Raw genomic sequence first — 26488 nt, 5'->3', positions numbered from 1 at the left:
CACGACAGATACCACCCGTTGCCGGAACCGGGACTCCGGGCCTGCGGCAGCGGATGGCATATATCGTTGATTTCCGAGCCATCTGTGGCTGGTTGATTATTCGGGCAAATACTTTTCCGACCATCTTTCAGCGGCCGATCCAGCAGAGATCATCGCGTCGATATCCTCATCTGCATAACCGACGTTTCGCAGAATGCTGCGTGTATCCGCGCCGTATTTCGGCATCGGTCCGGGAATGACGATCCGGGCGCGTTCGGGTCGCACGGCATTTGGGGCAACCAGATCGCACCACCGGCCCATGGGATGCATGTCATGCCGAATGACGCTGAGTGTTCCCCGCGTCAGGTCGATATTTCCGGCACTTTCCGGCTGCAACACGGCGTCGCGCGTGTCATGCAATGATCCCAGAGGCATGACGGTGCTGGCGGAACCGGAAAACGCCTTTTGCCAGCATTCAACAGGTTGCCTGGCAAAATGATCGGCAAGCGCATCCGGCAATTCCTTTTCCGGCATATCGGCCACGCTCGCGAAGTCCGAGACACGGCGCAGGGCTTTGCGTTGTTCGGTGGGTGCGGCAAAGAACATCCACCCGTCCGCCGCGCGGTAACAATGGTAGAATGGTCCCCAGCCCATAGCCGTGCGCCCAGCTGGTTCGTCAAAGGGCGCGCGGCCTTCGAAATCATACATCAACTGCGCCTGAATGAGGTTGCCGGCCGCCGCCAAAGCAGCCCGCGCGATCCCGCCTTTGCCGGTTTTCTGCAATCTCAGCAGGGCCGCGCCAAGCGCAACACATGCGCAATAGCCGGTCAGCACATCAATCGTACCGAAATGCGCATGTTCTTCGGGCGTGGCCATGCCACCGCCAAAACGCACCATGACCCCTGTCGCCGCCTGCGCCAGGTCGTCATACCCCAGATGGTCCGACTTCGGTCCGCGCGCAGGGCCGCCAAAGGCATCGAGTTGCACCAGTATGAGGCGGGGGTTGATCGCCGTCAGCTCTTTTTCGCTCAACCCCAGGGCATCGCGCTGCTCATCCGTGCCGTTCATGGTGACCACATCCGAAGAATCGATGAGCCGCCGCAACGCCTGCTTTCCGTCATCCGAGCTCAGGTTCAGCAAAACGCTTTGTTTTCCACGATGTGCGTGCAGGCCGAAAACCACGGTGTTCCACGGATCGACTGATGGCTCGGCCGGCTGGACGGAAGTCACCTGAGCGCCAAATCGCGCCAGCGTGGACCCAATCGTCGGACCGGCGATCACATTGGTCAGGTCCAGCACCTTCAACCCCTCCAGCCAGCCTTGGCCGCTTGCGGCTGGTGGCCCGCTGCGCGGCGGTTCGGCAAGGATCGTTGAAACGGGTGCGTCATCCGGATCGGGGCCCGGTTTTTTGACCAGCGCAGCGCCATCATCCGCAAGCCACGCAACATTTCCCATCTGCTTCATGTTCCCATGACGCGAGTCCTTTACCTCCAACACCAGACCCGAGGCCAAAGCATGCGGATCGGCCAGCCATTCCTTGCTGAACCTCTGCGCCGTTCCGGGCGCCTTGGCGGACCCGAAAAGGGCTTCCCACTCATGAGAGGGCCTTGTCAGAAAGGCCTTTTTCATCGCCTCGGATATACGCGCGCGATCCCTTGCTCCGACGGGGTAGTTGCGCAATGACCATTCATCCGGCCAGTCTGCGGTATCGAGATAGGCGTCGAAGTCCGGCAATTGATCGGCAAGGTCTTTTAGGCCAAGCGTCTCCAACACCCGCCGCGGATGTGTTTTCACACTGCCCGCCACCACATAGAACCCGCGCCCGTCGGCGCAGGTATAAGTTCGATAGAAAGGGTCCAGGAACTCTTCCAGTTCCGCAAAGCTCAGATCCGTTGGCAAGCCTTCGGCTGCGCGCCTGTCAAGTTCCACTTCGCGCGGAGACTTGTAGCGTTCGGGATAATCTTCAATCTGCTCACAGTTGTACACCAACCCCTCCAGCAAGGCCGAAGCCAGAGGCACCTCGATGTGATCGCCTCCGTTCCGGTCACGTGCAGCCAAAGCGAACTGCACGGCCATCGCGCCGAACGAAGCGCCATAGGCGGATGCCAGAGTCAAAGGTGAAAAGGATGGGTTGATGCCCATCAAGCGCCGGTTCAGCCCCATATCCGTGAACTGCCCGGTGCGGGCCGCGATCACGGCTTCCCACGCGGGAAAATGTGCCAGCGCGGGATCGGTCGAGGCAAACCCCGGAAGTGACAATGACACGATGCGCGGATTTATGTCGCGCAGAGCTTTCGGACCCAGGCCCAGCCTCTGCATCACGCCGGGCCGGAAGTTCTCGATCACCACGTCAGCCCGTGCCACCAGTTCGCGTGTGACCTTCAAACCCGCGTCCGATTTGAGGTCGATCGTCACAGCGGTTTTGCCACGGGACAGCATATCGGTGGCCGGTTCTTTCAATCGCGGGCCACCGGGAGGGTCGATGCGGATCACCTCTGCCCCCAAATCAGCAAGCATCATGCCAACCAGGGGGCCAGCCAAATACTGACCGAAATCGAGGACACGAATATGATCGAGCGGCCTTGCAGTCATTCCTTGCAACCCTCCCAGGGTGTTTGGTGTGTTTGTTGCGAAGCGGCTTGCGGGCATGAGGTCACAACCCCCTGCCCCGAGCAGGCTGAAGTTCCAGGCTTGGGACATAACGCGATCAATGCAACACCTGCCCTTGTTCAACCCGCGACAAGGCGGCCGCGACCGAGCTTCACAGCCTTCTCCGGCGACCGCTGGACGTAGCATGCAGCCGTGCAAAGCCAAGAAGTTGTTCGATTTGACCAAGCTGTGTCGCAAACGAGGAACATCGTTCAAAATTCCACGTTTGACGCATATTTGGAAGCGCTCTGAGCCCCGGATGAAAGCGGACCTTCCAAGGTAGCAAACGGCGCAAAACAAATGGTCACGGCGCGACATGCCAGCGGCAATCGCAATTTCGTCATTATGTCGTTTTTTCCGATGTTTTGACACATTCGTACATCAATTCGTCAATTTCGTACCTATGAAGTGTCACGGCTACTTGTCACGCTTGGTACAGGATAGGAAGAAGCGGAGATTTTTATGTCCTGGAATGTGTGCGTTGTCGGCGCTGGAAAGATCGGGCAGATGATCGCAACCCTGTTGAAAGGGTCGCCGAATTACTCTGTGACAGTGGCAGATCATGATCTGAAAGCGCTTGGCGATATCTCGAAGATGGGCATTGGAACCAAACAGATCGATGCCAATGACGCGGACGGGCTGGCCCGGGAACTGACCGGTTTCGATGCAGTCATCTCGGCAGCGCCGTTCTTCTTGACCCCTTCGATTGCGAAAGCATCGAAAACGGCCGGCGCGCATTACTTCGACCTGACCGAGGATGTCGCGGCCACGAATGCGGTGCGTGAACTGGCCGGGAACAGCGCAACTGCGTTTATGCCGCAATGCGGTCTGGCACCAGGGTTTGTCGGCATCGCCGGGGCTTCGCTGGCGGCGGAGTTTGACGAGATTGACAGCCTGCACATGCGGGTGGGGGCATTGCCGCTTTATCCGACCAACGCGCTGAAATACAACCTGACCTGGTCCACCGACGGGTTGATCAACGAATATTGCAACCCATGCGATGCCATCGTGAATGGCAAGCTGGTCAAGACCGCGCCGCTGGAGAACTACGAAGTACTGGGCCATGACGGTGTGGAATACGAATGCTTCAATACCTCGGGCGGTCTGGGCACGTTGCCGGAAACGCTGGAAGGCAAGGCGCGGGATGTGTCCTATCGCTCGATCCGCTATCCGGGTCATTGCGATATCCTGAAACTGCTTTTGAACGATCTGGGACTGGAACGCCGCCGCGACCTGCTGAAGGAGATATTCGAGGCCGCCCTGCCCCGCACCGATCAGGACGTGGTGCTGGTATATTGCACCGCAAAGGGCAAGATCGACGGTGTGCTGCGCGAGAAATCCCTGATCAACAAATCCTTTGCCCGCACCATCAACGGACAGGTCTGGAGCGCCATTCAGGTCACGACCGCCGCAGGCGTGCTGGGCGTGGTCGATCTGATGCGGATCGGAGCGCTGCCCTCGAAAGGCTTTGTCCGGCAGGAACAAGTCAAGCTGGGTGATTTCCTCAACACTGAATTCGGCCAGCTGTATCGCGCTGGTGACGTCACCGAACAGAACAAGGCGGCCTGAGATATGAAAGACATCGTTATGACAGCCCAAACCACGCTTGCAAATCTGGATCTGACCGAGGCCCAACTGAAAGGCGGCACGCTAAAGGTCACGTCGCCGATTGACGGAAGCCTGCTGGCCGAAGTGCACGAGACGCCGATCTCGGACATGGACACCATCTTTTCCCGTGCCAAGGCCGCGTTCAAGCAATGGCGCGTGGTCCCTGCCCCGCGCCGGGGTGAACTGATCCGCCTGTTGGGTGAAGAGCTGCGCGCGGCCAAGGATGACCTGGGCGCACTGGTCAGTTGGGAAGCAGGCAAGATCACCTCGGAAGGTCTGGGCGAAGTGCAGGAGATGATCGACATCTGTGACTTTGCCGTCGGTCTGTCGCGTCAGCTCTATGGTCTGACCATCGCGTCCGAACGTTCCGGCCACCGGATGATGGAAACCTGGCATCCTGCTGGCCCGGTCGGCGTGATTTCCGCGTTCAATTTTCCGGTCGCGGTTTGGTCGTGGAATGCTGCTCTGGCCATCGTGTGCGGTGATCCGGTGATCTGGAAACCGTCCGAAAAAACCCCGCTGACGGCGCTGGCCTGTCAAAAGATTTTCGAACGCGCCCTGGCCCGATTTGGCGATGCGCCGGACGGTCTGCTGCAAACGCTTATCGGTGGTACCGATCTTGGGGAAAGGCTGGTGGCCAGCGAAGATGTTCCGGTGATCTCGGCCACGGGATCGACCCGCATGGGCCGCGCTGTCGCCCCCATCGTCGCACAGCGCTTTGGCAAGTGCATTCTGGAACTGGGTGGCAACAACGCAATGATCGTCGGCCCTTCGGCTGATTTGGAGATGGCCGTGCGCGCAATTGTCTTTTCGGCAGTTGGTACCGCCGGTCAGCGCTGCACCACGCTGCGCCGCCTGATCGTGCACAACTCGATCCGCGAAGAACTGGTGAGCCGTCTGAAAAAAGCCTATTCGGGTCTGCCCATTGGCAATCCTCTGACGGACGGCACGTTGGTTGGGCCGCTTGTGGACGAAGCGGCGGGCGCGGCGATGACCGCAGCCTTGAAAGCGGCCGAAGCGGAAGGTGGTTCGGTATTCGGCGGCAACCGCGTTACCGAAGGCGTTCCGGCAGGCGTTTACATGGAACCTGCGATCGTCGAAATGCCGGGTCAGACAGCGACCGTGAAAACCGAAACCTTTGCACCGATCCTCTACGTCATGGGCTATGACGATTTCGACGACGCGGTGGGGCTTCAGAATGATGTACCGCAAGGCCTTTCATCCTGCGTGTTTACCCTGAACATGCGCGAGGCCGAGCAATTCCTGTCCGCGGCCGGATCCGATTGCGGCATTGCCAACGTCAATATCGGGCCCTCAGGGGCAGAGATCGGTGGCGCCTTTGGCGGAGAAAAGGAAACCGGCGGCGGGCGCGAAAGCGGTTCGGACGCATGGAAAGCCTATATGCGCCGTCAGACCAATACCGTGAATTACTCAGCCGAACTTCCACTGGCTCAGGGTGTCAAATTCGACATCTGAGTGTCGCCGGAAAACTGTCGGGCATAAACGTGAAAGGCCCGCGAATACGTCACCCGGGACGGCCAGTCCCGGGTGTTTTGTCCTGCAGGTTGAGGCGGTCTTTTGGCCAAGGGTTCCGATGCCGCCGCGGCGACGGTCATTCCGGTGCTGATGGATTGTCATGTGTTTCGGCAAGAGGCTGTCGGCCTGATCATTGCCGGTCACCCCTCTGCGCCACTTACTCACCCAAAAGCAGCGACAGTTTTTCTGCACCCCGGCGCAAAGTGTCGAGAAATGACTTCAGACTGCCGACATCATGCCGTTGCGTCGGGGCATGAACTGAAAGCGTGGCAACCAGCCTGCCCTGCGCGTCCTGCACCGGAACGGCAATCGCCACCATGCCCGCCATGAATTCTTCGTCGTCGGTGGAAAATCCCCGCTCGGCGGTGATCTTGATTTCGCTCAGCAGAGCCGTTGGCTCTGTCAAAGAACGGGCGGTCTGCTGTTTCAGCTTTCCGGCTGACAGAAAACCGTTCAGAGTTTTGGGACGCAAGGTGGAAAGGTACATCTTGCCACTGGCCGTACAGTGGAACGGCACCTGGGTTCCGATCGGCAATTGAATCCGCAACGGCCATTTGGTTTCCACCCGGTCAAGATAGATCATGCCTTCGCGATCCGGGATCGCCAGATTGCAGGTTTCGCCCACTTCGTCGGCCACACCGCGCAGGATGGCGAGACGCGCAGTCCGCAGGTGTTCGGCGGACATGGTATTCACGGACAACAGCCGCAATCGTCTGCCCGGACCATAAGACCGCCCGTCAAGATCACGTTGCAGAAACCCCTCTGCCTCTGCCGTTTGCAGCAAACGATGGATTGTGGGCTTGGCCAATCCCAATGCGTCGATCAGGTCCGAGGGTTTGACCGCCACCCCGCGCCGTGCCACCTCTTCAAGGATCAGCAACAGGCGCAGGTTGGTGGGAATCTGAGTTTCTCGGTCTTTTGTGTCGGTTTCGGCCATCCCTTCACATTCTAGTTATTTGGCAGGAGGATCAAGGCCAGTCCGGGCACCAGCGACACCAATATCCAGACCGACAGCAGGGCCACCAAGTACGGCACCGTATAGCGCAGCAACCGGAAATACGGCACACCCGTCACGCCTGAAGCAACGTAAAGGTTAAGCCCATATGGTGGCGTGATAAACCCGATGGACGCCCCGACCAGGAAGATGACCGAGAAATGGATTGGATCAATTCCGACCGAGGCCGCGATTGGCGCAAGGATCGGGGCCAGGATGATCGTGACCGGAAGGCTTTCCAGCACCATGCCCGAGAAGAAGACGATTACCATCGATGTGAACAGAACCGCATGGTAGCCCCCCATGGAGGTCACGAAGTTTCCGATTGTTTCCTGAGCACCAAGCAGGGAGAGGATTTGCTGCATCACCACCGAAATTGCGATCAAAGGTGCCAGGATACCCGTAATCTGCGCAGACCTGATAACGATTGAGGGGATCTCTGGAATCGTGAACCCTTCGACCACGAACATTTCCGCAAAACTCTTTTCGGTTGGCGGAATATCGTTCCGCGCCCCCATGATCCGGTTGATCGGGTAGCTGACCAGCCCCGCAATGACACAAAAGCCCACGGTCACACCGGCGGCTTCTGTCGGAGAGAACTTGCCGGTATAAATGCCCCAAAGCACAAGACCAATGGCGAAAAAGCCGAGCCAGGCACCAAAGGCTGTCTTCAGCACCCGGTTCAATTGCAGTGGGATCAGATAGCCCCACCCGTTCATGCGGCAGATGATCCAGCACGCCACCTGCATCCCGATGACCATCAGCGCACCGGGCAGAATACCGGCCACGAACAATTCGGAAATCGGCAGGTTCATCAGAAAGCCATAGACGATGAAGATGATCGAAGGGGGGATGATGATACCGACAGTGCCGCCCGCAGCAGCGGTCGCTGCGCTGAACCGTTCGTCATAGCCGCCTTTTACCATCTCGGGGTGCAGCATCGACCCGATGGTCGCCGTCGTGGCCGAATTCGACCCGGAAATCGCCGCAAAAAGCCCGCAGGCACCCAGCGACGCCATTGCAAGCCCGCCGCGTATCCAGCCCAGGCAGGCATAGGCAAAATCGCTGAGCCGTCGCGCGATGCCGGATTTGTTGATCAGGTCTCCGGTCAGGATGAACAGCGGCATCGCCAACAGGGCGAAGCCCTTGTTGAAGACGTTCAGCAGTTCGGCCCCCATATTGTCCAGCGTCAGGCCAAGGACAAAGGAACAACCTATGACCCAGTAACCGATGACCAGCAACACCGGTACGCCCAGCATGAACAGAAAGGTGACCCCCAACGAGATCAGTGTAACAAGTGTTCCGTCTGTCATCAGTCTGCCCCGATCACGGCCTGCTTGATCAGCGGCTCGCCTGTTTTCCAGTTGTGCAAATCATCGGCGAGGTTCTGAAACACGCGACCGACCATCAAGAAGAATGACAATGGTGCTGCCAGCAGGAACCACCACTGCATGATATTGTCCGTGCCCAGAACGATCTGAAAGTTCGAGGCAGAAAGCGCCACCAGTCGCGAGGTGGTCACGATGACGATCACCGCAAAGATGAACCACAGCACGGCGTCAAGAAACAGGCAGGCTAATTGCCCGCCGCGGGGCATAGCGGTGCGGAATTCACTGAAACTCAGATGCGTACGCAAGCGTACGTTGTAGGACGCTCCAAACCAGGCCATCACCATGAAAAGAAGCGGAGGAATGGTCGTGGACCAGGGTTCCTGATCATTGAAAACAAACCGGTCGATCACGCCCCAGAAAATGATCAGCGCGATAGCAAGATAAGAGTACACCATGACCGAACGTTCCAGTTGACGCTCGATCAACGGCACCTTGCGATAGATCAGCATGACCAGCAACCCCCCCATCGCGGCAACGACCGCACCAACGATCCAAGCGGCGTCGGATTCCAGAGCGAGTTGTATCTCAAACGAATCCTGGCTGAGAAAAGCGCTGAATATTGCGCCAATGTCTGCCCAAAGTGACATGAAGCCCGTCCTCCCAGTGGGTATTGATTGAACCGGCCCCTTCGGGCCGGTTCTGGCAGTCTAATCAGGCCTCGCCCTTCCACCAGCGGCGCGGCTCGACATTTTCCGGCAGCGTGTCCGCGGGGATCTCGCGCGCGATGTCGTAGATCTCCTGGTATGTGTCGATGCCACCGGCCCACTTGTTCAGCCGCTCGCGCCACTGCGCCCATGGCTCGGGGTTGTAGTTCGGAGCGCACATTTCTTCGGCCAGCTTGATCTGGTCTTCCGGCAGGAAGGCCGGGCGCACGCCGTTTTCCGCGAATATGGTATGCGGCAATTGCGGATCCGAGAATCCGACAGTGTTCAGCAGCGCCGCCTCGTTCGCGCCCTGGATCAGGGCCTGCGTGAAGTAGGACGATTCCATCACGGCATCCTGCAACTCGCCGCCCAGCCCGTCGAACACTTTGGCAGACATCGAAGTGTGTTCGGTACCGCAGAAGAACTTCAGGTTCACCGATTGCGAGACCACAGGCGCCATGTTCGCATATGCCACCGCCGAAGCCCAGGTTTCCGCACCGTCGATCAGACCGGTCTTGAGCGCATCCAGCGTTTCTTCCCATGCCACCGGCACTGGGTTCAGGTTCAGCAGTTGCATCGCGATCCGGCCAAGCTGCGTGCCCGTCACGCGGTTCTTGGTGCCGAACAACTCTTCCAGCTTGGTGACGGTCGGCTTGTCGGCAAAGGTCGAGCCCATTTGCAGACCGCGCAGTTCACAATGGGTGAACAGGAACTTCAGCCCGTGCCGCTTTTCCAGCGGGTCGCGCAGGATGCGCTGGCTGGCGGGGCTGTAGAAGAAATGATACTGCGCCGCCCGGCTGGGGAACATGTAGGCATAGTCCAAAACGTTCAGATAAGGCGCACCGCCGGCCGAATTCTGGGTCGAGGCCGCGTAGATATCGACGATTCCCTGCTGGGTTTTTTCAACACAGCTCAGTTGTCCGCAGATCTGGTTGTCGCCGATGAACTCGATCCGAATCTCGCCATCGGTCCGTTCTTCCAGGTCGCGTGCGAATTCGATGGCGCCGGCGCGCTCGATCAGCAGGTTGCGGGTGTTGAAGCCCGACGCACCAAATTTCAACGTGTGCTTCGGTTCTTTCGAAAAGCGTTTTTCATAAGTGGATTCCGCCGCCTGCGCCAGGTTGGCCAGGCTCATCGCCCCGCCAAACCCTCCTGCTGCAAGCAGCGTCGAGCTCATGCCATAGCGCCCCGCCACCCGGAAAAAATCCCGCCGCGAAATACCACTCAGTTTCCGACCAATCTCCATTGCTTACCTCCCTGTTCGCAATTATTGAGACGTTTTGTATCAAAAAAGGCTAGTATATTTCTTGCATCTTGCATAGAGTTTTTTTCAACGACGTTGGAAGGAGGCGGTCATGGAAGTGGATTATGCGGTAGTTGGCGCGGGGTCTTCGGGTTGTGTCATCGCCAACCGGCTCAGCGCCGACCCCAACACGACCGTCGCGTTGCTGGAGGCCGGCGGCCGCGATACCAACCCCTGGATCCACATCCCGGTTGGCTATTTCAAGACCATGCACAACCCTTCGGTGGACTGGTGTTACAGGACCGAGCCTGATCCCGGTCTGAACGGGCGCTCGATCGACTGGCCGCGCGGGAAAGTGCTGGGCGGCTCATCCTCACTGAACGGTCTGCTCTATGTGCGCGGCCAAAAGGAAGATTATGACCGCTGGCGCCAGATGGGGAATGTCGGCTGGGGCTGGGAAGACGTGCTGCCGCTGTTCAAACGCAGCGAAGATCAAGAGCGCGGCGAAGACCCGTATCACGGTGTCGGCGGGCCGCTATCGGTGTCGAACATGCGCATTCAGCGACCGATCTGCGACGCATGGGTCGCGGCAGCGCAAGCCGCCGGATACCCGTTCAATCCGGATTACAACGGCGCAGATCAGGAAGGCGTGGGGTATTTTCAGCTGACCACCCGCAACGGGCGCAGGTGCAGCTCGGCCGTGGCGTATCTGAAACCCATTCGAAACCGGCAAAACCTGAACATCATCACAAACGCATTGGTGACACGCATAACGCTGGATGGGAAACAGGCGACGGGACTTGTCTATCGGGATCGCGCAGGCAATGAGAAAACCCTGAAGGTTCGGCGCGAAATCATCCTGTCCGGTGGGGCAATCAACTCTCCTCAGATTCTGATGCTGTCGGGTATCGGCGACCCGGACCACCTGAAGAAAAACGGCATCGATCCGGTCCATGCCTTGCCCAATGTCGGCAAAAGACTACAAGATCATTTGCAGGCCCGTCTCGTTTTCAAATGCAATGAGCCCACATTGAATGACGAGGTGCGCAGCCTTATCAATCAGGCCCGCATTGCCCTCAAATACGCTTTGTTCCGCGCCGGTCCGATGACCATGGCGGCCAGCCTTGCGACCGGATTCATGAAAACGCGCCCGGACGTGGAAACACCCGACATTCAATTCCATGTGCAGCCGTGGTCCGCCGACAGCCCCGGCGAAGGCGTACATCCGTTTTCCGCCTTCACCATGTCCGTATGCCAGCTGCGGCCGGAAAGCAGGGGTGAACTGCATCTGAACGGCCCGGACCCGTCACAGCATGTGAAGATCATTCCGAACTATCTGTCGACGGAAACGGATTGCCGGACCATCGTTGACGGTGTGAACATCGCCCGCAGAATCGCTCAGCATAATCCGCTGGCATCGAAGATTTCCGAAGAGTTCCGCCCGACGTCACAACTTTCGACCGACGATTACGAGGGCACGCTGGACTGGGTCAGATCGAATTCCGTTTCGATCTATCACCCAACAGGGACCTGCGCGATGGGTACGAATGAAACCGCAGTCGTTGACCCCGCGCTAAAGGTGCACGGCATCGGAAACCTTCGGGTCGCGGATTGTTCGATCATGCCGGAAATCGTCAGCGGCAACACAAACGCCCCCGCGATTATGATCGGAGAAAAGGCGAGCGACTTGCTTGCCGCCGGAGCATAGCGCGGCACGCTGCGTATCCGAATGCCCAGGAAAACGGGGCAATTCGGCTTGCATATCTTCGGGATATTCCGGTGATGCCGTCCCTGCCCTGACCTAGCGCAGAGGCGGCGTCAGCCATTGCGCGGACATCCCATAATTGGAATTCTTCAACTCCTGTTTGGCAATAGCCTGAAGATGGACCTCATCCGGCCCATCCGCATAGCGCAACGCCCTGGCCCAGGTGTAACTGTCGGCCAATGGCGTGTCGGGCGTCATGCCCATTGCGCCAAAAACCTGCATTGCACGGTCCGTAACCTTTGCATGCACCTGCGGCGCCACAACCTTGATCAGGGATATTTCGCGGAACGCCTTTTTCGCGCCCACCTGATCTATCTTCCAGGCCGCCTTCAGGGTCAACAGCCGGGCCTGTTCGATCTCCAACCGGGATTTCGCGATCCATTCACGGATCACGCCTTGTTCCGAAAGCTGCTTGCCAAATGTCTTCCGTTCCTGGGCACGTTCCACCATCAGGTTCAGCGCCATTTCCGCCGCCCCGATCGAACGCATGCAATGATGAATACGCCCCGGCCCAAGCCGCGCTTGAGCCAGTGCAAAGCCGCTGCCCTCTTCACCCAGCAGATTGCCGGCCGGGACGCGCACGTCCTTGAAAACCAGTTCAGCATGCCCTTCGGGATCGTGCATGTTCAGGATCGTCGGATTGCGCACGATCTCCAAACCGGGCGTATTCTTTGGAACGATGATCATGCTTTGCTGTTTATGGCGATCGGCGTTCGGGTCGGTTTTGCCCATGACGATGAACAATTTGGTGTTCGGGTGGCACGCATTGGTGATGAACCACTTGCGGCCATTGATGACGTATTCATCCCCCGCGCGCCGGATGGATGTCGTTATGTTGGTCGCGTCCGAACTCGCCACATCCGGCTCGGTCATGGCAAAGGCCGAGCGGATCTTGCCGTTCAACAGCGGCACCAACCACTCTTCGCGCTGCTCGGGCGTGGCGAACATGTGCAGCAATTCCATGTTCCCGGTATCCGGCGCGTTGCAGTTGAACACTTCCGAAGACCAGCTCACCTGCCCCATCAACTCGGCCAGGGGCGCGTAATCAAGATTGCTGAGCCGCGTACCGGGCTCATCATCCCGCAAGGAGGGCAGGAACATGTTCCAAAGCCCCTCGGCGCGGGCCAGCGACTTGAGGTCTTCCATGAACGAAACCGGGAAATGGCCGGCTTCAATTTCCTCTTTGTGGTCGCGAATGCGCGGATAGATATGCGCCTGCATGAAGGCTTTTAGCCGGTCGTGCATTTCCTCGGCGCGTGGTGATGGGGCAAAATCCATAGTGATCCTCTTCAGTGCGTTGCAGCGGCGATTTCGTCGAGCGCCATTTGCGCCAGAGGGGCCACCAGACCCTTGAACGCCATCGCGTTCTCGTTCGATGCATTTCCCGCCAGCGCACGGCTGTAAACACCCTGTGCAATCGCAGCCATCCGGAAGAAGGAAAACGCCAGATAGAAGGTCCAGTTTTCAATCTCTGGCAGGTCACGCAGCGAACAATACCGCTCGATCATCTCAGCTTCGGAAGGGATGTTCAAAGCAGCGCGATCCAGCCCTTGCAGCCCCCGGATCAGACCGGTCGGCGGCAACCGGAGACAGACACAGAAATAGCCCAGGTCAGCCATCGGGTGGCCCAGCGTCGACAGCTCCCAATCCAGAACCGCAGCAATCTGCGGGGTATCCGAAGCGAAGATAAAGTTGTCGATGCGAAAATCGCCGTGGATCAGACTGACCGAACCGTCACCATCCGGCAGATTGCGGGCCAGCCAGCCCATAAGCTGTTCCATCTCGGGAAGATTACTGGTTTCCGCAGCGCGGTACTGTTTGGTCCAGCGGCTGTACTGGCGTTCGAAGTAATTCCCCGGTTTGCCGAAATCAGACAGGCCGACGGCACCTGTGTCAACCGAATGCAGCGCGGCCAGAACGCGGATCATTTCGTCGAAAATCGGGCGATGGTTCGCCACGTCCAACTCGGGAAGCGCCGGGTTCCAGAAGATCCGACCCTCCTGGAAGCTCATGACATAGAACATGGAACCGATGACATCCGTGTCCTCACACAGCACGTAAGGTTTGGCGACCGGAACCGCAGTGCCATGAAGTGCCTTGAGAACACGATATTCCCGATCCACGGCATGGGCCGAAGGCAGCAGGTCGCCCGGCGGTTTGCGGCGCAGCACGTATTTCGAACCACCGGCCTTCAGCAGATAGGTTGGGTTCGACTGCCCGCCCGAAAACTTTTGATAGGACAACGGACCGGCGAAACCTTCGATGTGGCGCCCCAAATATGTCGAAAGCCGCTCGGTATCGAGTTCGAGGCCGGATGATGTCATGCACAAATCTCCGTTTTCCGCCGGGATGTCTTACAGCTTACCGCCACCAATGACATTTGTGAAATTTACTTGCATGATCGTCGGCATAAATCTGGTGAATGACATGACGACCAAGCTCAACAAGATCGACCTGAATCTTTTTGTTGTTTTCGACGCCATCTATACCGAGCGAAACCTGACCCGTGTTGCCGAACGCCTGTCGATCACGCAACCGGCCGTCAGCAACGCCCTGACCCGGCTGCGCAAGACACTGAACGACCCGCTTTTCGTGAAAACCGGCACGGGGATGCAACCCACGGCCCTGGCAGAGAGCATTTCGGACAGGATCTCAGCCGCTCTCCACCAGTTGCAAGCCGCATCGGCACAGGGTGAACGGTTCGACCCGTTTACCAGCAAACGGCTGTTCCGGGTCAGTTTGGTCGACCTTCACAGCCTCATCATCCTGCCCGGGCTTTTGTCCGGATTTCAACGCACGGCACCGCAGGTCGAACTCAGCCTCGTGCGCATTCCCCGCCGGGATACGCGCAAGGCGTTGCAGCAGGGCACGATCGACATCGCGTCGGACATTCCGATGCCGGACAGTTCGGATCTGATCAGCCGGACCATCATGAAGGACCGTTATGTCTGTGCCATGCGACCCGACCACCCGCTGGGTTCGGGCCCATTGACGCTGGAGCGTTATCTTCGGCTGACACATCTGCATGTTTCCTCACGACCTCAGGGGGCGAGTCCGGTCGACATCGTCCTGCGCAAACTGGGTGCGCGGCGCAAACTCGGGCTTCAGATGCAAAGCTATCTGAACATCCGGGACATTCTGCACAAGACAGATATGGTTGCCACGCTGACCGAATGCAGCGCGCGTGAAATGGGGCTGCGCATGTTGAGGCTGCCGGTTGAAGTGCCTCCGATCGAACTTCGCCTTTATCGGCATATCCGGTCCGACGGCGACGAAGCCGTACAATGGATGTTCGACCAGATCGCAGGTCGCACCGTCAGAGCGAACGATACGGAACAGCATCATAGGGTCGATCAGAATTGATACGGAACCCCGGGCAACTGTGACATCAGGATATCAGAGGCGCCAACCGTCAGGTCCTCGAAACCTCAAGGTCGGAAACATCACGTATTGATCTGACTTTCAGACTTCTTGGGTAACGCGTCATACGTCGCCTGAAGATAGGCAAAGCCATATTTTCGGTCAGGCTCCAGATGAGTCCCCTCTGCCCACTCGTTCCATGCGTTTATGAAAACGATTTTTTCGTCGGCACTGTATTTTTCCTGCGCGAGAACCTGACGACACAAATGTTCCGTCCAGCGCCTGTAGGCATCGATTGAAAACCGGCCCATAATCCGAGGAGCATCCTGATTGCGCGCGGTATTGTCCCAGGAAAGCGTGGAGGACCGAAACAACTTGTATTCAGGTTCCGGCTTTTGAAGCTCTGCCTCGACCACGGCTTGATAATCCAGAACGGCTCCTGTGAACTCTGGATTGTAGATCCCCATCTCATCCGTGATGTCGGTGCGCTTTACCTGATGCGGAGGGAACTCCATAGCAGCGTCGAAACCCAGTTTCTCGGGATCGCCAATATCGAAAGTCTGGGCAGCGATGAGATACAGGTCCGGCTCGCCCCAGCTCTGCGCCTCTTTTCGCCATGCTGCGGTTGTTTCTTCGATATTCGGTATGATGTTCGCACGGTAAACTATGAAAACCGGTTTCCCATCTATCCGAATGTAGCGCGGATCATCAAAGTACTTGCGTATATGGCGGAGAAGATTCAGGGAATCCTCGATCGAATGGTTCTGCGCGATAAGAACGTCATGCGCCCGCCCGTCCCATCGGCGCGTCCAGTTTTCATTTGCCCATGTCAGGCAAAAAGGCATGTCAACCTCCGGATTGTCCAACATTTGTTCGAGCGGGTGTTCCATCAGGGTCTTTCCGCCGAACCAGTAGTAGTAATAGGAGAACCCTCCTATCCCGTAAGACTTCGCGATCCGCGCCTGTTCGACCATGATCTCTGGCAACCGCAAGTCGTAGTAACCCAGATGAATCGGACAATGAGGTTGGTAATGGCCCGGAAAATTCGGAACGGCCTTTCCGACATTGGTCCATTCGGTAAAGCCTTTGCCCCACCATTCATCATTCTCTTTGAATGGGTGAAATTGCGGCAGGTAATGCGCGATCGCCCGCACTGCGGGATCAGCTTTCGCAGGCGGGTCGAAGGGTTTGAACTCTTCAGCCTGACCAACGGCTTCAAATCCCTGCCTGTTTGACTGCCCCGGTTTGTCCCAACCCCGTTTGGGGTCTCTTTTCTTGGCTGAATTTCTGAACCGTCTTGCCGTACGTGGCGACAAAGGTGGGCTGAGTTTCGACGCAGCGGTCAGCAGATGGTAAAGCAGGGTATCTTTGATGGACATGCAGTTTCTCGTACTAAGGCGCGTCGTGCCGACTATGACAAAGAAAACCTATTTTTCCATGCAAAGCACGAGGCAGAGTTGCACGACAACTACTTGGGACTTTCATGCAACTCAATCCAGCGTGGTTTTCTATTTTGTACGGGCTGCGGACAGCCATTGCTTCAGCAAGCGACCGCTGACCGTATCGCGCAAAAGGCGGAAAGCACGTTTGGCCAATGATTTATTGGCACCATATGGAACAGGATGCGCGATGCCTTTCGTAGTTTCGCCACGGCGCGAGATCTTGGGCACACCCACATGCGTCCAGTCGGTCAGCTTTGAACCTTGGAGAGCGGCCTTGGTCGCGTGCAAAAACCCATGCCCGTACTCGCGATCCGGTTCCAGATGACATCCTTCTGCCCATTCATTCCATGCATTCACAAAAACGAAACGTTCCTGGTCAGGGAAATCCTGAGCGGTTTGACGCAAGGCACGCGAAAGCCAGTATTCGTAGTTTTCCGGTGTTCCGTTCAAAACGACCTGGGCATTTTCCTTCCGCCGGGCAGTGTTGTCCCAGGACGGAAAAACCGATCGATAAACGTTGTTCTCAGGCCCATAGCTGTGACCCAGGTACTGCTCTGCCACCGCGGAAAAGTCTACGCAGTGGCCTTGGAAATCGTCGAACAGGTCCACTTCCGGCGAGAGGTTGGGCACCTTGATGCCGTGGGGCGGAAATTCCACACCGGAATCAAACCCGTATGACGCGTAGTCCCAGTTTCGATGCGTCAGCGCACAAGCCAGATGGATTTTCGGAATTCCGACAGAGGCGCAATAATCACGCCAGACCTGCACGGTCTTGCGCGAGTTCTTCAGATGCTGCGGCCGATAAACAATCAGGAACGGAGCGCCATCTAATGTAATGTAGCGGGGATCCCGGAAAAACGGCTCGATCGACTTGATGAACTCCAGATCATCCTCGGGCTTGTATTTCTGTTCAATGAGAATCTCGTGCTCGGCCGCATCCCAGCGGCGCGTCCAGTTCTCATTCGCCCAGCAAAGACAGAACGGCATATCGCTTTCGGGATCCGCAAGCATTTCGTCGACGGGACGTTCGAGCAGGCGCTTTCCGGAAAACCAATAGTAATGGTAGCAGAAACCATCAATTCCGCTGGCCTTGGCCATCTCGATCTGCTCAAGCCGCGTTTCGCGGACACGCAGGTCATAATACCCCAGATCCGTAGGAAGATGAGGCTGATAATGCCCGGTGAAAAGCGGTTTGGCTTTTGCAACATTTGTCCACTCGGTGAACCCTTTGCCCCACCATTCATCGTTTTCCGGGATCGGATGAAACTGAGGTAGGTAGAAGGCAATTGTCCTGATATTGCCGAATTCACGATCCGTGATTGTCGAGGACATTACTTCTTCAACCCCAACAGCCGCGCCAGAGATTTTTTTTTCTTCTTCGCCAGTGGGCCGGGCTCGACTCGGGAAGCGGCGCTCGCGTCCACCGGCCCGATAGTCGATTGCAGATCAATCTCTGCGGACAGGGGCAGACCTGCCATCATGTTGGTCCAATGCTGCCTGGTCTCTTCATCGGGTTGTTCGACGGGCAAGCCCATCAGGTAGATATCATTCTCGGCACGTTCTTTGGGGACCGATCTGCTTACGACCTGGAAGACGTGGGAATAGCGATTGCGCTGCAAGGCGGTCTGGACATCCTGTGGCAGACGACTCCACCGGTGACAGAACTCCGTCATCTCTGGCGTACGAACCACAAATTCGGCTTGCTCAATGCTCATACCCTGCGAATTGAGCAGGTGCTGAACGTTTTTGATGCCGAAGAACCGGACATGGGTTCTATCCAACAGGCCCCAGTCACGATATTCGAAATCTTCATCGACAAGACAACCGGCAATCGCTGCATGGCCAACATGCGGCAGCGATAGAATAACAGATCCCGTGTCGTTCAACAGCGATTTCATGCCTGAAAGAACGCTCCACGGGTCGTAAACGTGTTCCAGAACGTCTGCTGCGATCACGTAGTCGAATACCCCGTCTTTTTCGCGAACGATGTCACTCCATGAAGCATCGTTGAGATCCATCGGGTACACCGAACGGGCAAACGGTTTTAGCTTTTCGATCGCCGAAGGGTCGATCTCGAGCGCCACAACATCACATTCCAAAGTACCGGAAAGATGGCGCGTGATCGAACCAGGCCCGGCCCCGATCTCAAGCACCTTGGACCCGGGCTTTACCATGCGCAGCACACGTGCGGGTGCTACATCACTGTTCATATCAATGTCGTATTCGTAAGTATGTCTATCGCTCACTGTAATTCTTCCGTGATGCTTATTTCGTGCTTCAATTCGGCTGCTATATAGTTTGGTCTGGTTCTGCAATCCCCAATACCAAACCGATACACAAGGCCTTGGATGTTGCACCCAGATAATGTTCAACTCAGAGGTTAATGTTGCACAAAACTCCCCCAGCAGCAATGACCACTCGCCCAAGGGTCAATCACACCAAGGGCGTTTTGCAACCATCTTCAGAGAAACATGTTTTGACCGGGTTCTGTTTCGTGGCCTTATCTGCAAAAGAAGCGGCATCCGCGTGGGCGTCGGGTCGAACCTCTTGGGCTTGTGCCGCACTTCAGTTGAGGTATGCTTGATACAGTTTTCAACAGCTTACCGATATCGCGGGACGCCACGGCTTTGGGCATTGTGAGGTCGTGCAAACGCGCGCAGGGTGTTGAGCGCACAAGCTTACGTCTGCAACCATCTGCGGATCTTTCTGAGAACCGCCAACGCCTTCATTCTGGCAAGCGGTCGGCGCCAGAATTCCGATACCGCCTTCAGGGCATGTCGCGACTTACTGGTTTCGACCCGACGACAGGCAACAATCTGCTCATTCACCACGGCCACCGGAAATCGAAAAATCCCAACGGGGTAGATCTTACCGCTCCGATCCAAAAGGCATGCCCCCCCAAACGCGGCTTTGCCATCCGGCCGCGCTTGATGATCGGCTTGCTGTCGTCGCTTCAGCGGAGAACAACCAATTCAAACATTTCTCAGATTGCCGTGACTGAGTGCACAAGATCACGGACCGCATTCAGCAGCCCGGATCCGCCGTACTGGAACCGGGGTTGACCCTAACCGTGTTTGAGAGGAAGTAACGATCAGGCCCATTCCACAGACACGGCAGGCAGGTTTGTCACAGATTACGGTCATAAGCGTTTGTTACAACAGCAGTGGTGTACTGCCGGAGATGCTGAGTTCCATTCCGAAAGGCGTGCCGACGATTTTGGTCGACAATGGTTCGGATGATATTGAAGCGGTTCGGCAAATGGCCAGGGCACATGGCGCAACTCTGATCGAAAGCCCCGACAACATCGGGTTTGGCCGCGCCTGCAACCTTGGTGCAGCCAAGGCAACAACGGACCTGCTTTTTTTTCTGAACCCGGATTCTCACTTGCTGCCCGGAGCATTGGATGCGTTGCAAGAGGGGGCCGACAATCATTCGGATGCGTCAGCCTTCAACCCTGCAATTCTGGACCGGAAGGGGGCACCTCGTTTCAGGCGATACAGTGTGATCATTCCCCGAAATGAAACCCTGCCCAGGAAAACAGCCGATTCCGATTTTGAATTGCCGGTCCTCGTCGGCGCGGCCTTCCTGGTCCGCCGCGAAGCATTCGAGGCGGTCGGCGGGTTTGATCCCGAAATCTTTCTGTATCATGAGGACGATGACCTGAGCCTGCGGCTCAAAGCCGTTTGCGGGCCACTTTTCTATGTTCACAACGCTCGGATGCGCCACGCCAGAGGCAAATCTTCGCCGGGAAGTCCAGCCATCGCTGGCCTGAAAGGCTGGTATATGGGGCAATCGCGGGTTTACGTCGCCCGCAAACATGAAGTCCCGATGGCCTTTGGTCGGGCCCTGGCATCGGCGCTGCTGCAATTGCTGTCTCCGGCTGTGTTGTTTTCAGCGAGAAAACGCGCCAAGCAATGGGCCTTCTTGCGCGGTGTCTGGCATGGCCGGAATGCCCGACCAGCCCCGTTCAGACCTTGATCGCAAAGCGCGAAGCCGTTTGCGGCTCAAGCAAAATCAAGCCTGAACACGTAACCATGAGACAGTTCGCGGCCTAGCTCAACAGCCCCTTCAGATAGGTGCCGTACGTGGACTTGGCGAACAGGCGCGCGCGTTCATCAAGCGCTTCGTCGCCAATCCAGCCATTTGCCCAGGCAATTTCGTCCAGGCTTCCGGTCTGCATACCCTGACGTTCCGTGATGGTGCGCACGAAGTTTCCCGCATCCAGCAAGGACCCGTGCGTGCCGGTATCCAGCCAGGCAAAACCGCGCCCCATGGTCTGCACATCCAGCAAACCTTCGTCCAGATACATCTCCAGCAGCGATGTGATTTCCAGCTCGCCACGCTCTGACGGTTTGACCTCATGCGCGCGGGCCGGAGCATCGCCATCCAGAAAATATAGACCCGTCACCGCGTAGTTCGACGGAGGCACCTTGGGTTTTTCGACGATCGCGCGGGCTTTGTTCCCTTGGAAATCCACAACGCCGTAGCGTTCGGGATCAGCGACCCGATACGCAAAAACCGTCCCGCCGCGCTCCAGTTGATCCGCCTCGAGCAGCAGGTCCGGAAGGCCATGTCCGAAGAAAATGTTGTCACCCAGAATCAACGCCGACGGCGCACCATCCAGGAAATCCTCGGCCAATGTGTAAGCCTGCGCCAGACCGTCAGGAGACGGTTGCACGATCCAGGTCAAGGACAACCCGTATTGACTGCCATCCCCCAAAAGGCGCTGAAACTGATCCTGATCCTGGGGGGTGGTGATGATCGCGATTTCGCGGATCTGCGACAGCATCAAAACACTCAGCGGGTAAAAGATCATCGGCTTGTCGTAGATCGGCAGCAATTGCTTCGATATCGCCATGGTGATCGGATAAAGCCGGGTTCCGGACCCACCGGCAAGAATAATGCCTTTGCGCTGCATAATCTGTCCTTTCAAGGTTCAGCTGGTCGCTGACTTCAACTCGCTCAATATCTCGGCCAGTCCAGCTTTCCAGTCGGGCCTCTGAATTCCGAACACGTTTTCAAGCCGCGAACAGTCCATACGTGAGTTCAGCGGCCTGGGCGCCGGCGTTGGGTACGCCTCGGTTGGAATATCCTCGATTTCGACCGACAAGCCGGATTGAGAAACAATTTCACGGGCGAAATCCGCCCAGCTGGCATCGGGGGCCCCGGAATAGTGGAACACGCCACCTTTGGCTGCGGGGCCGGCCTTGGCCATTTTCAGCAAGGTTTCAGCAATGTCGGCAGCAGGTGTTGGCCCACCGATCTGATCTGCGACGATGGTCAGCTTGTCACGGGTCTCTGCCAGTCGAAGAATGGTCTTTACAAAGTTCTTTCCGTGGGCCGAAAACACCCAGCTTGTGCGCAAAATGGCATGGTGGCCGCCAGCCTCTGCGATCTGGCGTTCGCCGTCCAGTTTGGTTCGACCATAAGCCCCCAAAGGCCCGGTCGGGTCATCGGTGCTCCGGGGGGTCGTACCAGAACCGTCAAAAACGTAGTCCGTGGAAATATGCAGAAAGGGCAGGCCACGGGCAGCGGCGGCACGCGCCATTGCTCCGGGAGAATCTCCGTTGATCCGTTGCGCCAGGTCGCTTTCTTCTTCGGCCTGGTCAACGGCAGTATAGGCTGCTGCATTGATGATCACGTCCGCATCCGTATGCCGGATAGCGTCTACACAGTGCGACGGGTCAGACAGGTCCGCCGCGGCGCGATCCAAGGATTCAACCAAGACACCATGCGCCTGTCCGCGACGTCGCAACTCGGTCGCCACCTGCCCCCCGTGGCCGAATACCAGCGCCTTCATTTGGCAACACCTAGTCGCTCACCCACACCGCTGCGGGCCTGCAAGGCGTTCAACCACGCGCTGTTGTCCAGATACCACTGAACCGTCTGTTCCAGCCCGGTTTCGGGCGTATAGGAAGGGCGCCAGTTCAGTTCCGTGCGAATCCGTGTCGGATCGATGGCATAGCGCTGATCGTGACCGGGGCGGTCAGCGACGAACGTGATCAAATCCGCATAGGGCGTTTCACCCGGCTTGAGGCGATCCAGGATCGAACACAGCATTCTGACAAGATCAAGATTGGTCATCTCATTCTCGCCACCGATGTTGTAGCTGCGGCCCAGTTCACCCTTTTCGAGTACCAGCAACAGGGCTTCTGCATGGTCATCGACATGCAGCCAGTCGCGAATGTTGTCGCCTTTCCCGTAAATCGGGATCGGTTTGCCCGCCAGCGCGCTGAGGATGACCACGGGGATCAGCTTTTCCGGAAACTGGTAAGGGCCGTAGTTGTTGGAGCAATTGGTAAGAACCACTGGCAGGCCGAATGTTTCGCGCCACGCCCGCACGAGATGATCCGATCCCGCTTTCGAGGCCGAATAGGGTGAGTTCGGCTGGTATGGGCTGTCTTCGGTGAAAAACCCGGTTTTACCCAAGGACCCAAAGACCTCGTCGGTTGATATATGGTGAAACCGGAAATGCTCGGGTCGGCCGGCACCCACCCAATAGGCGCGTGCGGCCTCCAGCAATACATAAGTACCGGTCAGGTTCGTGTCGATGAACGCGGCCGGACCATCGATCGAACGGTCGACATGGCTTTCAGCGGCCAGATGCATGATCGCGTCGGGCTGGTGCCTGTCCAGTATCGCCGACATGGCGGCCGCATCCCGGATATCCGCGTGTTCAAAAACGTATCCCGGCGCATCCGCAACAGAGGCAACATTGTCCAGACAGGCCGCATAGGTCAGGGCATCGACATTGACGACCGAATGCCCATCGGCAATCGCGCGACGGATAACGGCAGAGCCGATAAAGCCCGCCCCGCCCGTAACCAGAATTTTCATTGTGTGCCCTCGAATACGAAAGGAGATTCAATTTCGCGCAGAAGTGGTGCGATCCGGTCTTTATCGGACAGCTGGGGTTCTGAATTGCTCTGTGGCCATTCAATGCCGATATCGGGATCGTCCCAACGAACCGCGCCTTCCGTTTCCGGCGCGTAGGTGTCGGAACACTTGTAGACGATCTCGGTCTCCGGCTCCAACGTCACGAACCCATGCGCGAACCCCGCTGGAACCAACAGCATCCGCCCGTTCTCGAAACTCAGTTCTTCACCGACCCAGTGACCATAGGTGGGCGAGCCTTTGCGGATATCGACCGCGACATCAAACAGCCGCCCACGACCGCAGCGCACCAGCTTGGCCTGCGCCCTTGGCGGAGCCTGAAAATGCAATCCGCGTACCGTGTTCACCGTGCTCGAAAGGGAATGATTGTCCTGAACGAATTGCGTATGAATCCCTTGTGCCGCAAAACTGTCGGCATTGTAGGTTTCTTCAAAGAACCCGCGATGATCGCCAAAACGCTTCGGGGTGATCAGTTTCACTTCCGGAATGGAAAGCGCCAATATTTCCATTGTTACTAATTTTCATCTCTGTGTTGATGTCTCGGCCTGCTATGTCACATTTGTTCCACCGACGCCAAGACCTATGTTGTCCGACCAGCAATTTGAGCGGCTCATCGGTTCCGAAGGTCAGGCGATTATCGCAGGCAAGTTGCGATTCTGGTAGAATCCATTGAAATTATTGGGCCATCTCTGCATTAAGGCACAAGAATGGAACAGATAGTGAAGCCGCAGGCGCGACAACGCTTGGGCCGAAACCAAAAGCACCGCGACATGGGGCGGTATCCAAGCGCTGAGGCTGGGGCACGTCCATTTGGCCGCAAAAACCAATCCGCACCTTACTGCTTAAAAAGGTACAACCCTGCTTTGGTCGAGATGTCTTTCGGCGCTCAGGCCGCTTCGAGATTTCCCAATAAGATGGAGGTCATGTCCACGTTGATGACCCCATCCACCGCCACGATGTCGACACCCGTCTGATAGGTTACATTGTCCTTGGTTATTCCGGAAAGGTCCGCGTTCTCATCCAGAAAGACCCATTCAGGGTCATGGGCTGTGGGCTGCCCGACGGCGACTTGCAGAATTGCAAGCGCATCCAGGGCGTTTACGGTGCCATCCCTGTTGACGTCTGCGGCTATCAGGTTTTCCGCGGTCGCGGGACCCCATGTCGGATCAAGACCAACCGAGATGCGCAACACTTGCAAAGCGTCCAGCGCGTCAATCTTTCCGCTTGCCGTGGAATAGTGTTTGGTGATGTCCAGCACTCCGGGAAAGGTACCATCGGGCAATTCCAGATCGAACCGCCCCTGATCATCTGCGGTGGCGGATACCGTACCCCCGCCGTCCGGCGTGAACCGGATTTCCGCATCCGTCAGCCCCGGATTAGCGGCCCCACTGTCCACCGTAATCTGCCCGACCAATCCATCAGAACTGCCCGGGGTCTGCCCGCCCAGGTCCCCGAAATCCACCGGAATATGATCCGGTCCGGCGAAGCCTGCGCCAAAGATATCCGTGCTTGTCAAAGCGCCGCCCGAGGCGGATTGGACCTGCACGACCTCGCCACGATATTCGATCTGAGCCCCGTTTGCCGTGCTGGTAAAGGTCAGTTGCTGAGGCGACCGCAACAGCAGGTAATCGAACATGTCCAGTCGATCCAGGCCCGCCTGAAAATCGGTGATTGTGGTCAGACCACTACCCGACTGCATCACGAAGATGTCGGCCCCTGCACCACCCGACATCGTCGTCGCACCCTTCCCCGCGATGAGAATGTCGTCTCCGGCGCCAGCCAGAAGGGTCGTGTCCAGAATACCGCCGCTGAGGATATCGTCCGATGCGCTCCCGTTCACGGTACCGAACCCCTTGCGCACCACACCAAGATCATCAACCGGGACAGTCAGGACTGTCAGTCCGGCATCCTGTTGTGACGTCACGAGAATTTGCAACTCATCACCCACATGCGCAACGCTGATCGATTCGACATTCTGCAAGCCGCTCGCCACCGTATCCGCGAAACTGTCCATATGAACCAGTTGACCTTCGGGTGTCAGAGTGAACAGAGACAGGCCATCATCGCCCCCGCCTGCAACCACGAAGACCCGCCCGTTCACTTCTATGACCGCCAGATCCTGAACCGATTCAAACCGCGTATGAAGCGTATCAAGCACATGGTCCGTCGCCTTCAAACTTCCGTCGCTGTTCAATTGAAGAACACTGAGAGAGTTGCTGCCGGACCCCGCCACCACGACCCAGGATTTACCGTATGCCTCGACTGCCTCGACAGCAGTTGGGGTAGAAACACCAAGGGTTCCGAGGGCCGAATCATTGTTGATCTCGGTTAACGTGCCGGTGCCGGAGTCGATGCGATACGTCGAGACAGAGTTTGTTGCCGCGTCACCTGAGACCAGAAAATGTTCCGAACCCGACCGCAACGTCTGCATGGCATCCGCTGTGCCGGCAATCAAACCCGCAAGACTGAGCGTCCCGTTCGCGTTCACATGATAGGTTCCGATGTTGCCGGTATCCTCATGCGCCATCGCAAGGACATCCGAAGACCCAAGTGAAAACTGTACGATGGCCGAGATATCCCCGCCTCCGTTGAGAACACCTGTTTCCTTCAGGCCGCCGATCGTTCCGTCCGCGTTCACGTCATACCCGACCAGGCCCACGGCAGTGTTGATATCGAGCGCAATCTGCTCGGTTCCCGCCAGCGTGATCGGCGTGGCACTGCGCCCCACCTGGAAGGTGATCGAACCGCTGTAATACTCTGTATCAACCAGCTGCGGCAGGGCACCTTCGGCCAACCGCCAGACCGCGACGCCGCCACCTGGGCCGGTCACCGAGTAGAGATACGTATTCCCGTTAAGCGTTTTTAAAGCCGTATCGCCGATACCTGAATCGAGCGCCGTGCTCCCCGTTGCCACTACACTTTCGAACTGAAGCATCACAGCCATCACCTCACACGCCACCCCTGGCAGTTACGGCAAGATGAC

Annotated in this window: 20 protein-coding genes; 5 read left to right on the top strand and 15 right to left on the bottom strand. The window is 57.4% G+C overall.

What is annotated here, in order from left to right; translation table 11 throughout:
- Positions 1–96: 96 nt before the first annotated feature.
- The gene (locus AC2FF8_RS08680) at positions 97–2571 is read right to left on the bottom strand and encodes a CoA transferase (RefSeq protein WP_496879456.1); all 2475 of its coding nucleotides are present in this window, start codon (positions 2569–2571) and stop codon (positions 97–99) included.
- Between the two features lie 519 nt (positions 2572–3090).
- Between AC2FF8_RS08680 and AC2FF8_RS08675 the strand changes: the two genes are divergently transcribed.
- Entirely contained in the window at positions 3091–4197 is a 1107-nt protein-coding gene (locus AC2FF8_RS08675) for a saccharopine dehydrogenase family protein (RefSeq protein ID WP_496879455.1), read from the top strand.
- A gap of 18 nt (positions 4198–4215) precedes the next feature.
- Complete coding sequence (amaB, locus tag AC2FF8_RS08670) at positions 4216–5712, top strand: L-piperidine-6-carboxylate dehydrogenase (RefSeq protein ID WP_496879473.1); 1497 nt, start codon at positions 4216–4218, stop codon at positions 5710–5712.
- A gap of 217 nt (positions 5713–5929) precedes the next feature.
- On the opposite strand, the gene AC2FF8_RS08665 is transcribed toward amaB, so the two are convergent.
- The 4 genes from AC2FF8_RS08665 to AC2FF8_RS08650 all read right to left on the bottom strand — a co-directional run bounded on the left by AC2FF8_RS08665 (position 5930) and on the right by AC2FF8_RS08650 (position 10047).
- Positions 5930–6709, bottom strand: a complete 780-nt coding sequence (locus tag AC2FF8_RS08665) for an IclR family transcriptional regulator (protein ID WP_496879454.1) — start codon at positions 6707–6709, stop codon at positions 5930–5932.
- A gap of 11 nt (positions 6710–6720) precedes the next feature.
- Positions 6721–8079 (bottom strand): TRAP transporter large permease, encoded by a 1359-nt coding sequence (locus AC2FF8_RS08660; protein WP_170347151.1) that lies wholly within the window; start codon positions 8077–8079, stop codon positions 6721–6723.
- A complete protein-coding gene (locus tag AC2FF8_RS08655) occupies positions 8079–8744 on the bottom strand; it encodes a TRAP transporter small permease (protein WP_170347149.1) in 666 nt (221 codons plus the stop codon). The genes AC2FF8_RS08660 and AC2FF8_RS08655 overlap by 1 nt, the downstream gene beginning before the upstream one ends.
- 64 nt (positions 8745–8808) lie before the next feature.
- Positions 8809–10047 carry a TRAP transporter substrate-binding protein gene (locus AC2FF8_RS08650; protein WP_170347147.1) on the bottom strand — a complete coding sequence of 413 codons (1239 nt, stop codon included), beginning with the start codon at positions 10045–10047 and terminating at the stop codon, positions 8809–8811.
- Positions 10048–10156: 109 nt separating this feature from the next.
- On the opposite strand from AC2FF8_RS08650, the gene AC2FF8_RS08645 reads away from it, so the two are divergent.
- A complete protein-coding gene (locus AC2FF8_RS08645; RefSeq protein ID WP_496879453.1) occupies positions 10157–11752 on the top strand; it encodes a GMC family oxidoreductase in 1596 nt (531 codons plus the stop codon).
- Between the two features lie 93 nt (positions 11753–11845).
- On the opposite strand, the gene AC2FF8_RS08640 is transcribed toward AC2FF8_RS08645, so the two are convergent.
- Complete coding sequence (locus AC2FF8_RS08640) at positions 11846–13087, bottom strand: acyl-CoA dehydrogenase family protein (protein ID WP_170347145.1); 1242 nt, start codon at positions 13085–13087, stop codon at positions 11846–11848.
- A gap of 11 nt (positions 13088–13098) precedes the next feature.
- Complete coding sequence (locus tag AC2FF8_RS08635; protein ID WP_170347144.1) at positions 13099–14133, bottom strand: phosphotransferase family protein; 1035 nt, start codon at positions 14131–14133, stop codon at positions 13099–13101.
- A 103-nt stretch (positions 14134–14236) separates the two neighbouring features.
- On the opposite strand from AC2FF8_RS08635, the gene AC2FF8_RS08630 reads away from it, so the two are divergent.
- Positions 14237–15172 (top strand): LysR family transcriptional regulator, encoded by a 936-nt coding sequence (locus tag AC2FF8_RS08630; RefSeq protein ID WP_496879452.1) that lies wholly within the window; start codon positions 14237–14239, stop codon positions 15170–15172.
- 80 nt (positions 15173–15252) lie between these two features.
- On the opposite strand, the gene AC2FF8_RS08625 is transcribed toward AC2FF8_RS08630, so the two are convergent.
- From AC2FF8_RS08625 to AC2FF8_RS08615, 3 genes are all read right to left on the bottom strand, one after another.
- On the bottom strand, positions 15253–16548 hold the full coding sequence (locus AC2FF8_RS08625; RefSeq protein ID WP_496879451.1) for a glycosyltransferase WbsX family protein: 1296 nt from the start codon (positions 16546–16548) through the stop codon (positions 15253–15255).
- Between the two features lie 129 nt (positions 16549–16677).
- Positions 16678–17943, bottom strand: a complete 1266-nt coding sequence (locus AC2FF8_RS08620; RefSeq protein ID WP_496879450.1) for a glycosyltransferase WbsX family protein — start codon at positions 17941–17943, stop codon at positions 16678–16680.
- Entirely contained in the window at positions 17943–19037 is a 1095-nt protein-coding gene (locus AC2FF8_RS08615) for a class I SAM-dependent methyltransferase (protein ID WP_496879449.1), read from the bottom strand. The genes AC2FF8_RS08620 and AC2FF8_RS08615 overlap by 1 nt, the downstream gene beginning before the upstream one ends.
- Positions 19038–19734: 697 nt before the next feature.
- On the opposite strand from AC2FF8_RS08615, the gene AC2FF8_RS08610 reads away from it, so the two are divergent.
- Positions 19735–20589: a glycosyltransferase family 2 protein gene (locus AC2FF8_RS08610; protein ID WP_170347134.1), complete on the top strand. Its 855-nt coding sequence runs from the start codon at positions 19735–19737 to the stop codon at positions 20587–20589.
- 73 nt (positions 20590–20662) lie between these two features.
- Here AC2FF8_RS08610 and rfbA read toward each other — a convergent pair whose 3' ends face one another.
- The 5 genes from rfbA to AC2FF8_RS08585 form a co-directional block, all read right to left on the bottom strand.
- Entirely contained in the window at positions 20663–21529 is an 867-nt protein-coding gene (gene rfbA, locus AC2FF8_RS08605; protein WP_496879448.1) for a glucose-1-phosphate thymidylyltransferase RfbA, read from the bottom strand.
- A gap of 18 nt (positions 21530–21547) precedes the next feature.
- Positions 21548–22411: a dTDP-4-dehydrorhamnose reductase gene (gene rfbD / locus AC2FF8_RS08600; RefSeq protein ID WP_496879447.1), complete on the bottom strand. Its 864-nt coding sequence runs from the start codon at positions 22409–22411 to the stop codon at positions 21548–21550.
- Complete coding sequence (rfbB, locus tag AC2FF8_RS08595) at positions 22408–23448, bottom strand: dTDP-glucose 4,6-dehydratase (protein WP_496879446.1); 1041 nt, start codon at positions 23446–23448, stop codon at positions 22408–22410. Before rfbB ends, rfbD begins: the two co-directional genes overlap by 4 nt.
- Positions 23445–24014, bottom strand: coding sequence for a dTDP-4-dehydrorhamnose 3,5-epimerase (rfbC, locus tag AC2FF8_RS08590; protein WP_496879445.1), 570 nt, complete (start codon positions 24012–24014; stop codon positions 23445–23447). The genes rfbB and rfbC overlap by 4 nt, the downstream gene beginning before the upstream one ends.
- Positions 24015–24391: 377 nt before the next feature.
- Positions 24392–26440 (bottom strand): dockerin type I domain-containing protein, encoded by a 2049-nt coding sequence (locus tag AC2FF8_RS08585; RefSeq protein ID WP_496879444.1) that lies wholly within the window; start codon positions 26438–26440, stop codon positions 24392–24394.
- Between the last annotated feature and the right edge of the window lie 48 nt (positions 26441–26488).

The sequence above is a fragment of the Ruegeria sp. YTSA144 genome (assembly GCF_059610125.1).
Note: the sequence above shows the minus strand (reverse complement) of the source record. Positions and strands in the feature narration are given on the sequence as shown.

Bases quoted from the DNA above. Each gene is read 5' to 3' on its own strand.
- AC2FF8_RS08680 (WP_496879456.1), bottom strand. From the start codon at position 2,571: ATGACTGCAAGGCCGCTCGATCATATTCGTGTCCTCGATTTCGGTCAG.
- AC2FF8_RS08675 (WP_496879455.1), top strand. From the start codon at position 3,091: ATGTCCTGGAATGTGTGCGTTGTCGGCGCTGGAAAGATCGGGCAGATG.
- amaB (WP_496879473.1), top strand. From the start codon at position 4,216: ATGACAGCCCAAACCACGCTTGCAAATCTGGATCTGACCGAGGCCCAA.
- AC2FF8_RS08665 (WP_496879454.1), bottom strand. From the start codon at position 6,709: ATGGCCGAAACCGACACAAAAGACCGAGAAACTCAGATTCCCACCAAC.
- AC2FF8_RS08660 (WP_170347151.1), bottom strand. From the start codon at position 8,079: ATGACAGACGGAACACTTGTTACACTGATCTCGTTGGGGGTCACCTTT.
- AC2FF8_RS08655 (WP_170347149.1), bottom strand. From the start codon at position 8,744: ATGTCACTTTGGGCAGACATTGGCGCAATATTCAGCGCTTTTCTCAGC.
- AC2FF8_RS08650 (WP_170347147.1), bottom strand. From the start codon at position 10,047: ATGGAGATTGGTCGGAAACTGAGTGGTATTTCGCGGCGGGATTTTTTC.
- AC2FF8_RS08645 (WP_496879453.1), top strand. From the start codon at position 10,157: ATGGAAGTGGATTATGCGGTAGTTGGCGCGGGGTCTTCGGGTTGTGTC.
- AC2FF8_RS08640 (WP_170347145.1), bottom strand. From the start codon at position 13,087: ATGGATTTTGCCCCATCACCACGCGCCGAGGAAATGCACGACCGGCTA.
- AC2FF8_RS08635 (WP_170347144.1), bottom strand. From the start codon at position 14,133: ATGACATCATCCGGCCTCGAACTCGATACCGAGCGGCTTTCGACATAT.
- AC2FF8_RS08630 (WP_496879452.1), top strand. From the start codon at position 14,237: ATGACGACCAAGCTCAACAAGATCGACCTGAATCTTTTTGTTGTTTTC.
- AC2FF8_RS08625 (WP_496879451.1), bottom strand. From the start codon at position 16,548: ATGTCCATCAAAGATACCCTGCTTTACCATCTGCTGACCGCTGCGTCG.
- AC2FF8_RS08620 (WP_496879450.1), bottom strand. From the start codon at position 17,943: ATGTCCTCGACAATCACGGATCGTGAATTCGGCAATATCAGGACAATT.
- rfbA (WP_496879448.1), bottom strand. From the start codon at position 21,529: ATGCAGCGCAAAGGCATTATTCTTGCCGGTGGGTCCGGAACCCGGCTT.
- rfbD (WP_496879447.1), bottom strand. From the start codon at position 22,411: ATGAAGGCGCTGGTATTCGGCCACGGGGGGCAGGTGGCGACCGAGTTG.
- rfbB (WP_496879446.1), bottom strand. From the start codon at position 23,448: ATGAAAATTCTGGTTACGGGCGGGGCGGGCTTTATCGGCTCTGCCGTT.
- rfbC (WP_496879445.1), bottom strand. From the start codon at position 24,014: ATGGAAATATTGGCGCTTTCCATTCCGGAAGTGAAACTGATCACCCCG.
- AC2FF8_RS08585 (WP_496879444.1), bottom strand. From the start codon at position 26,440: ATGCTTCAGTTCGAAAGTGTAGTGGCAACGGGGAGCACGGCGCTCGAT.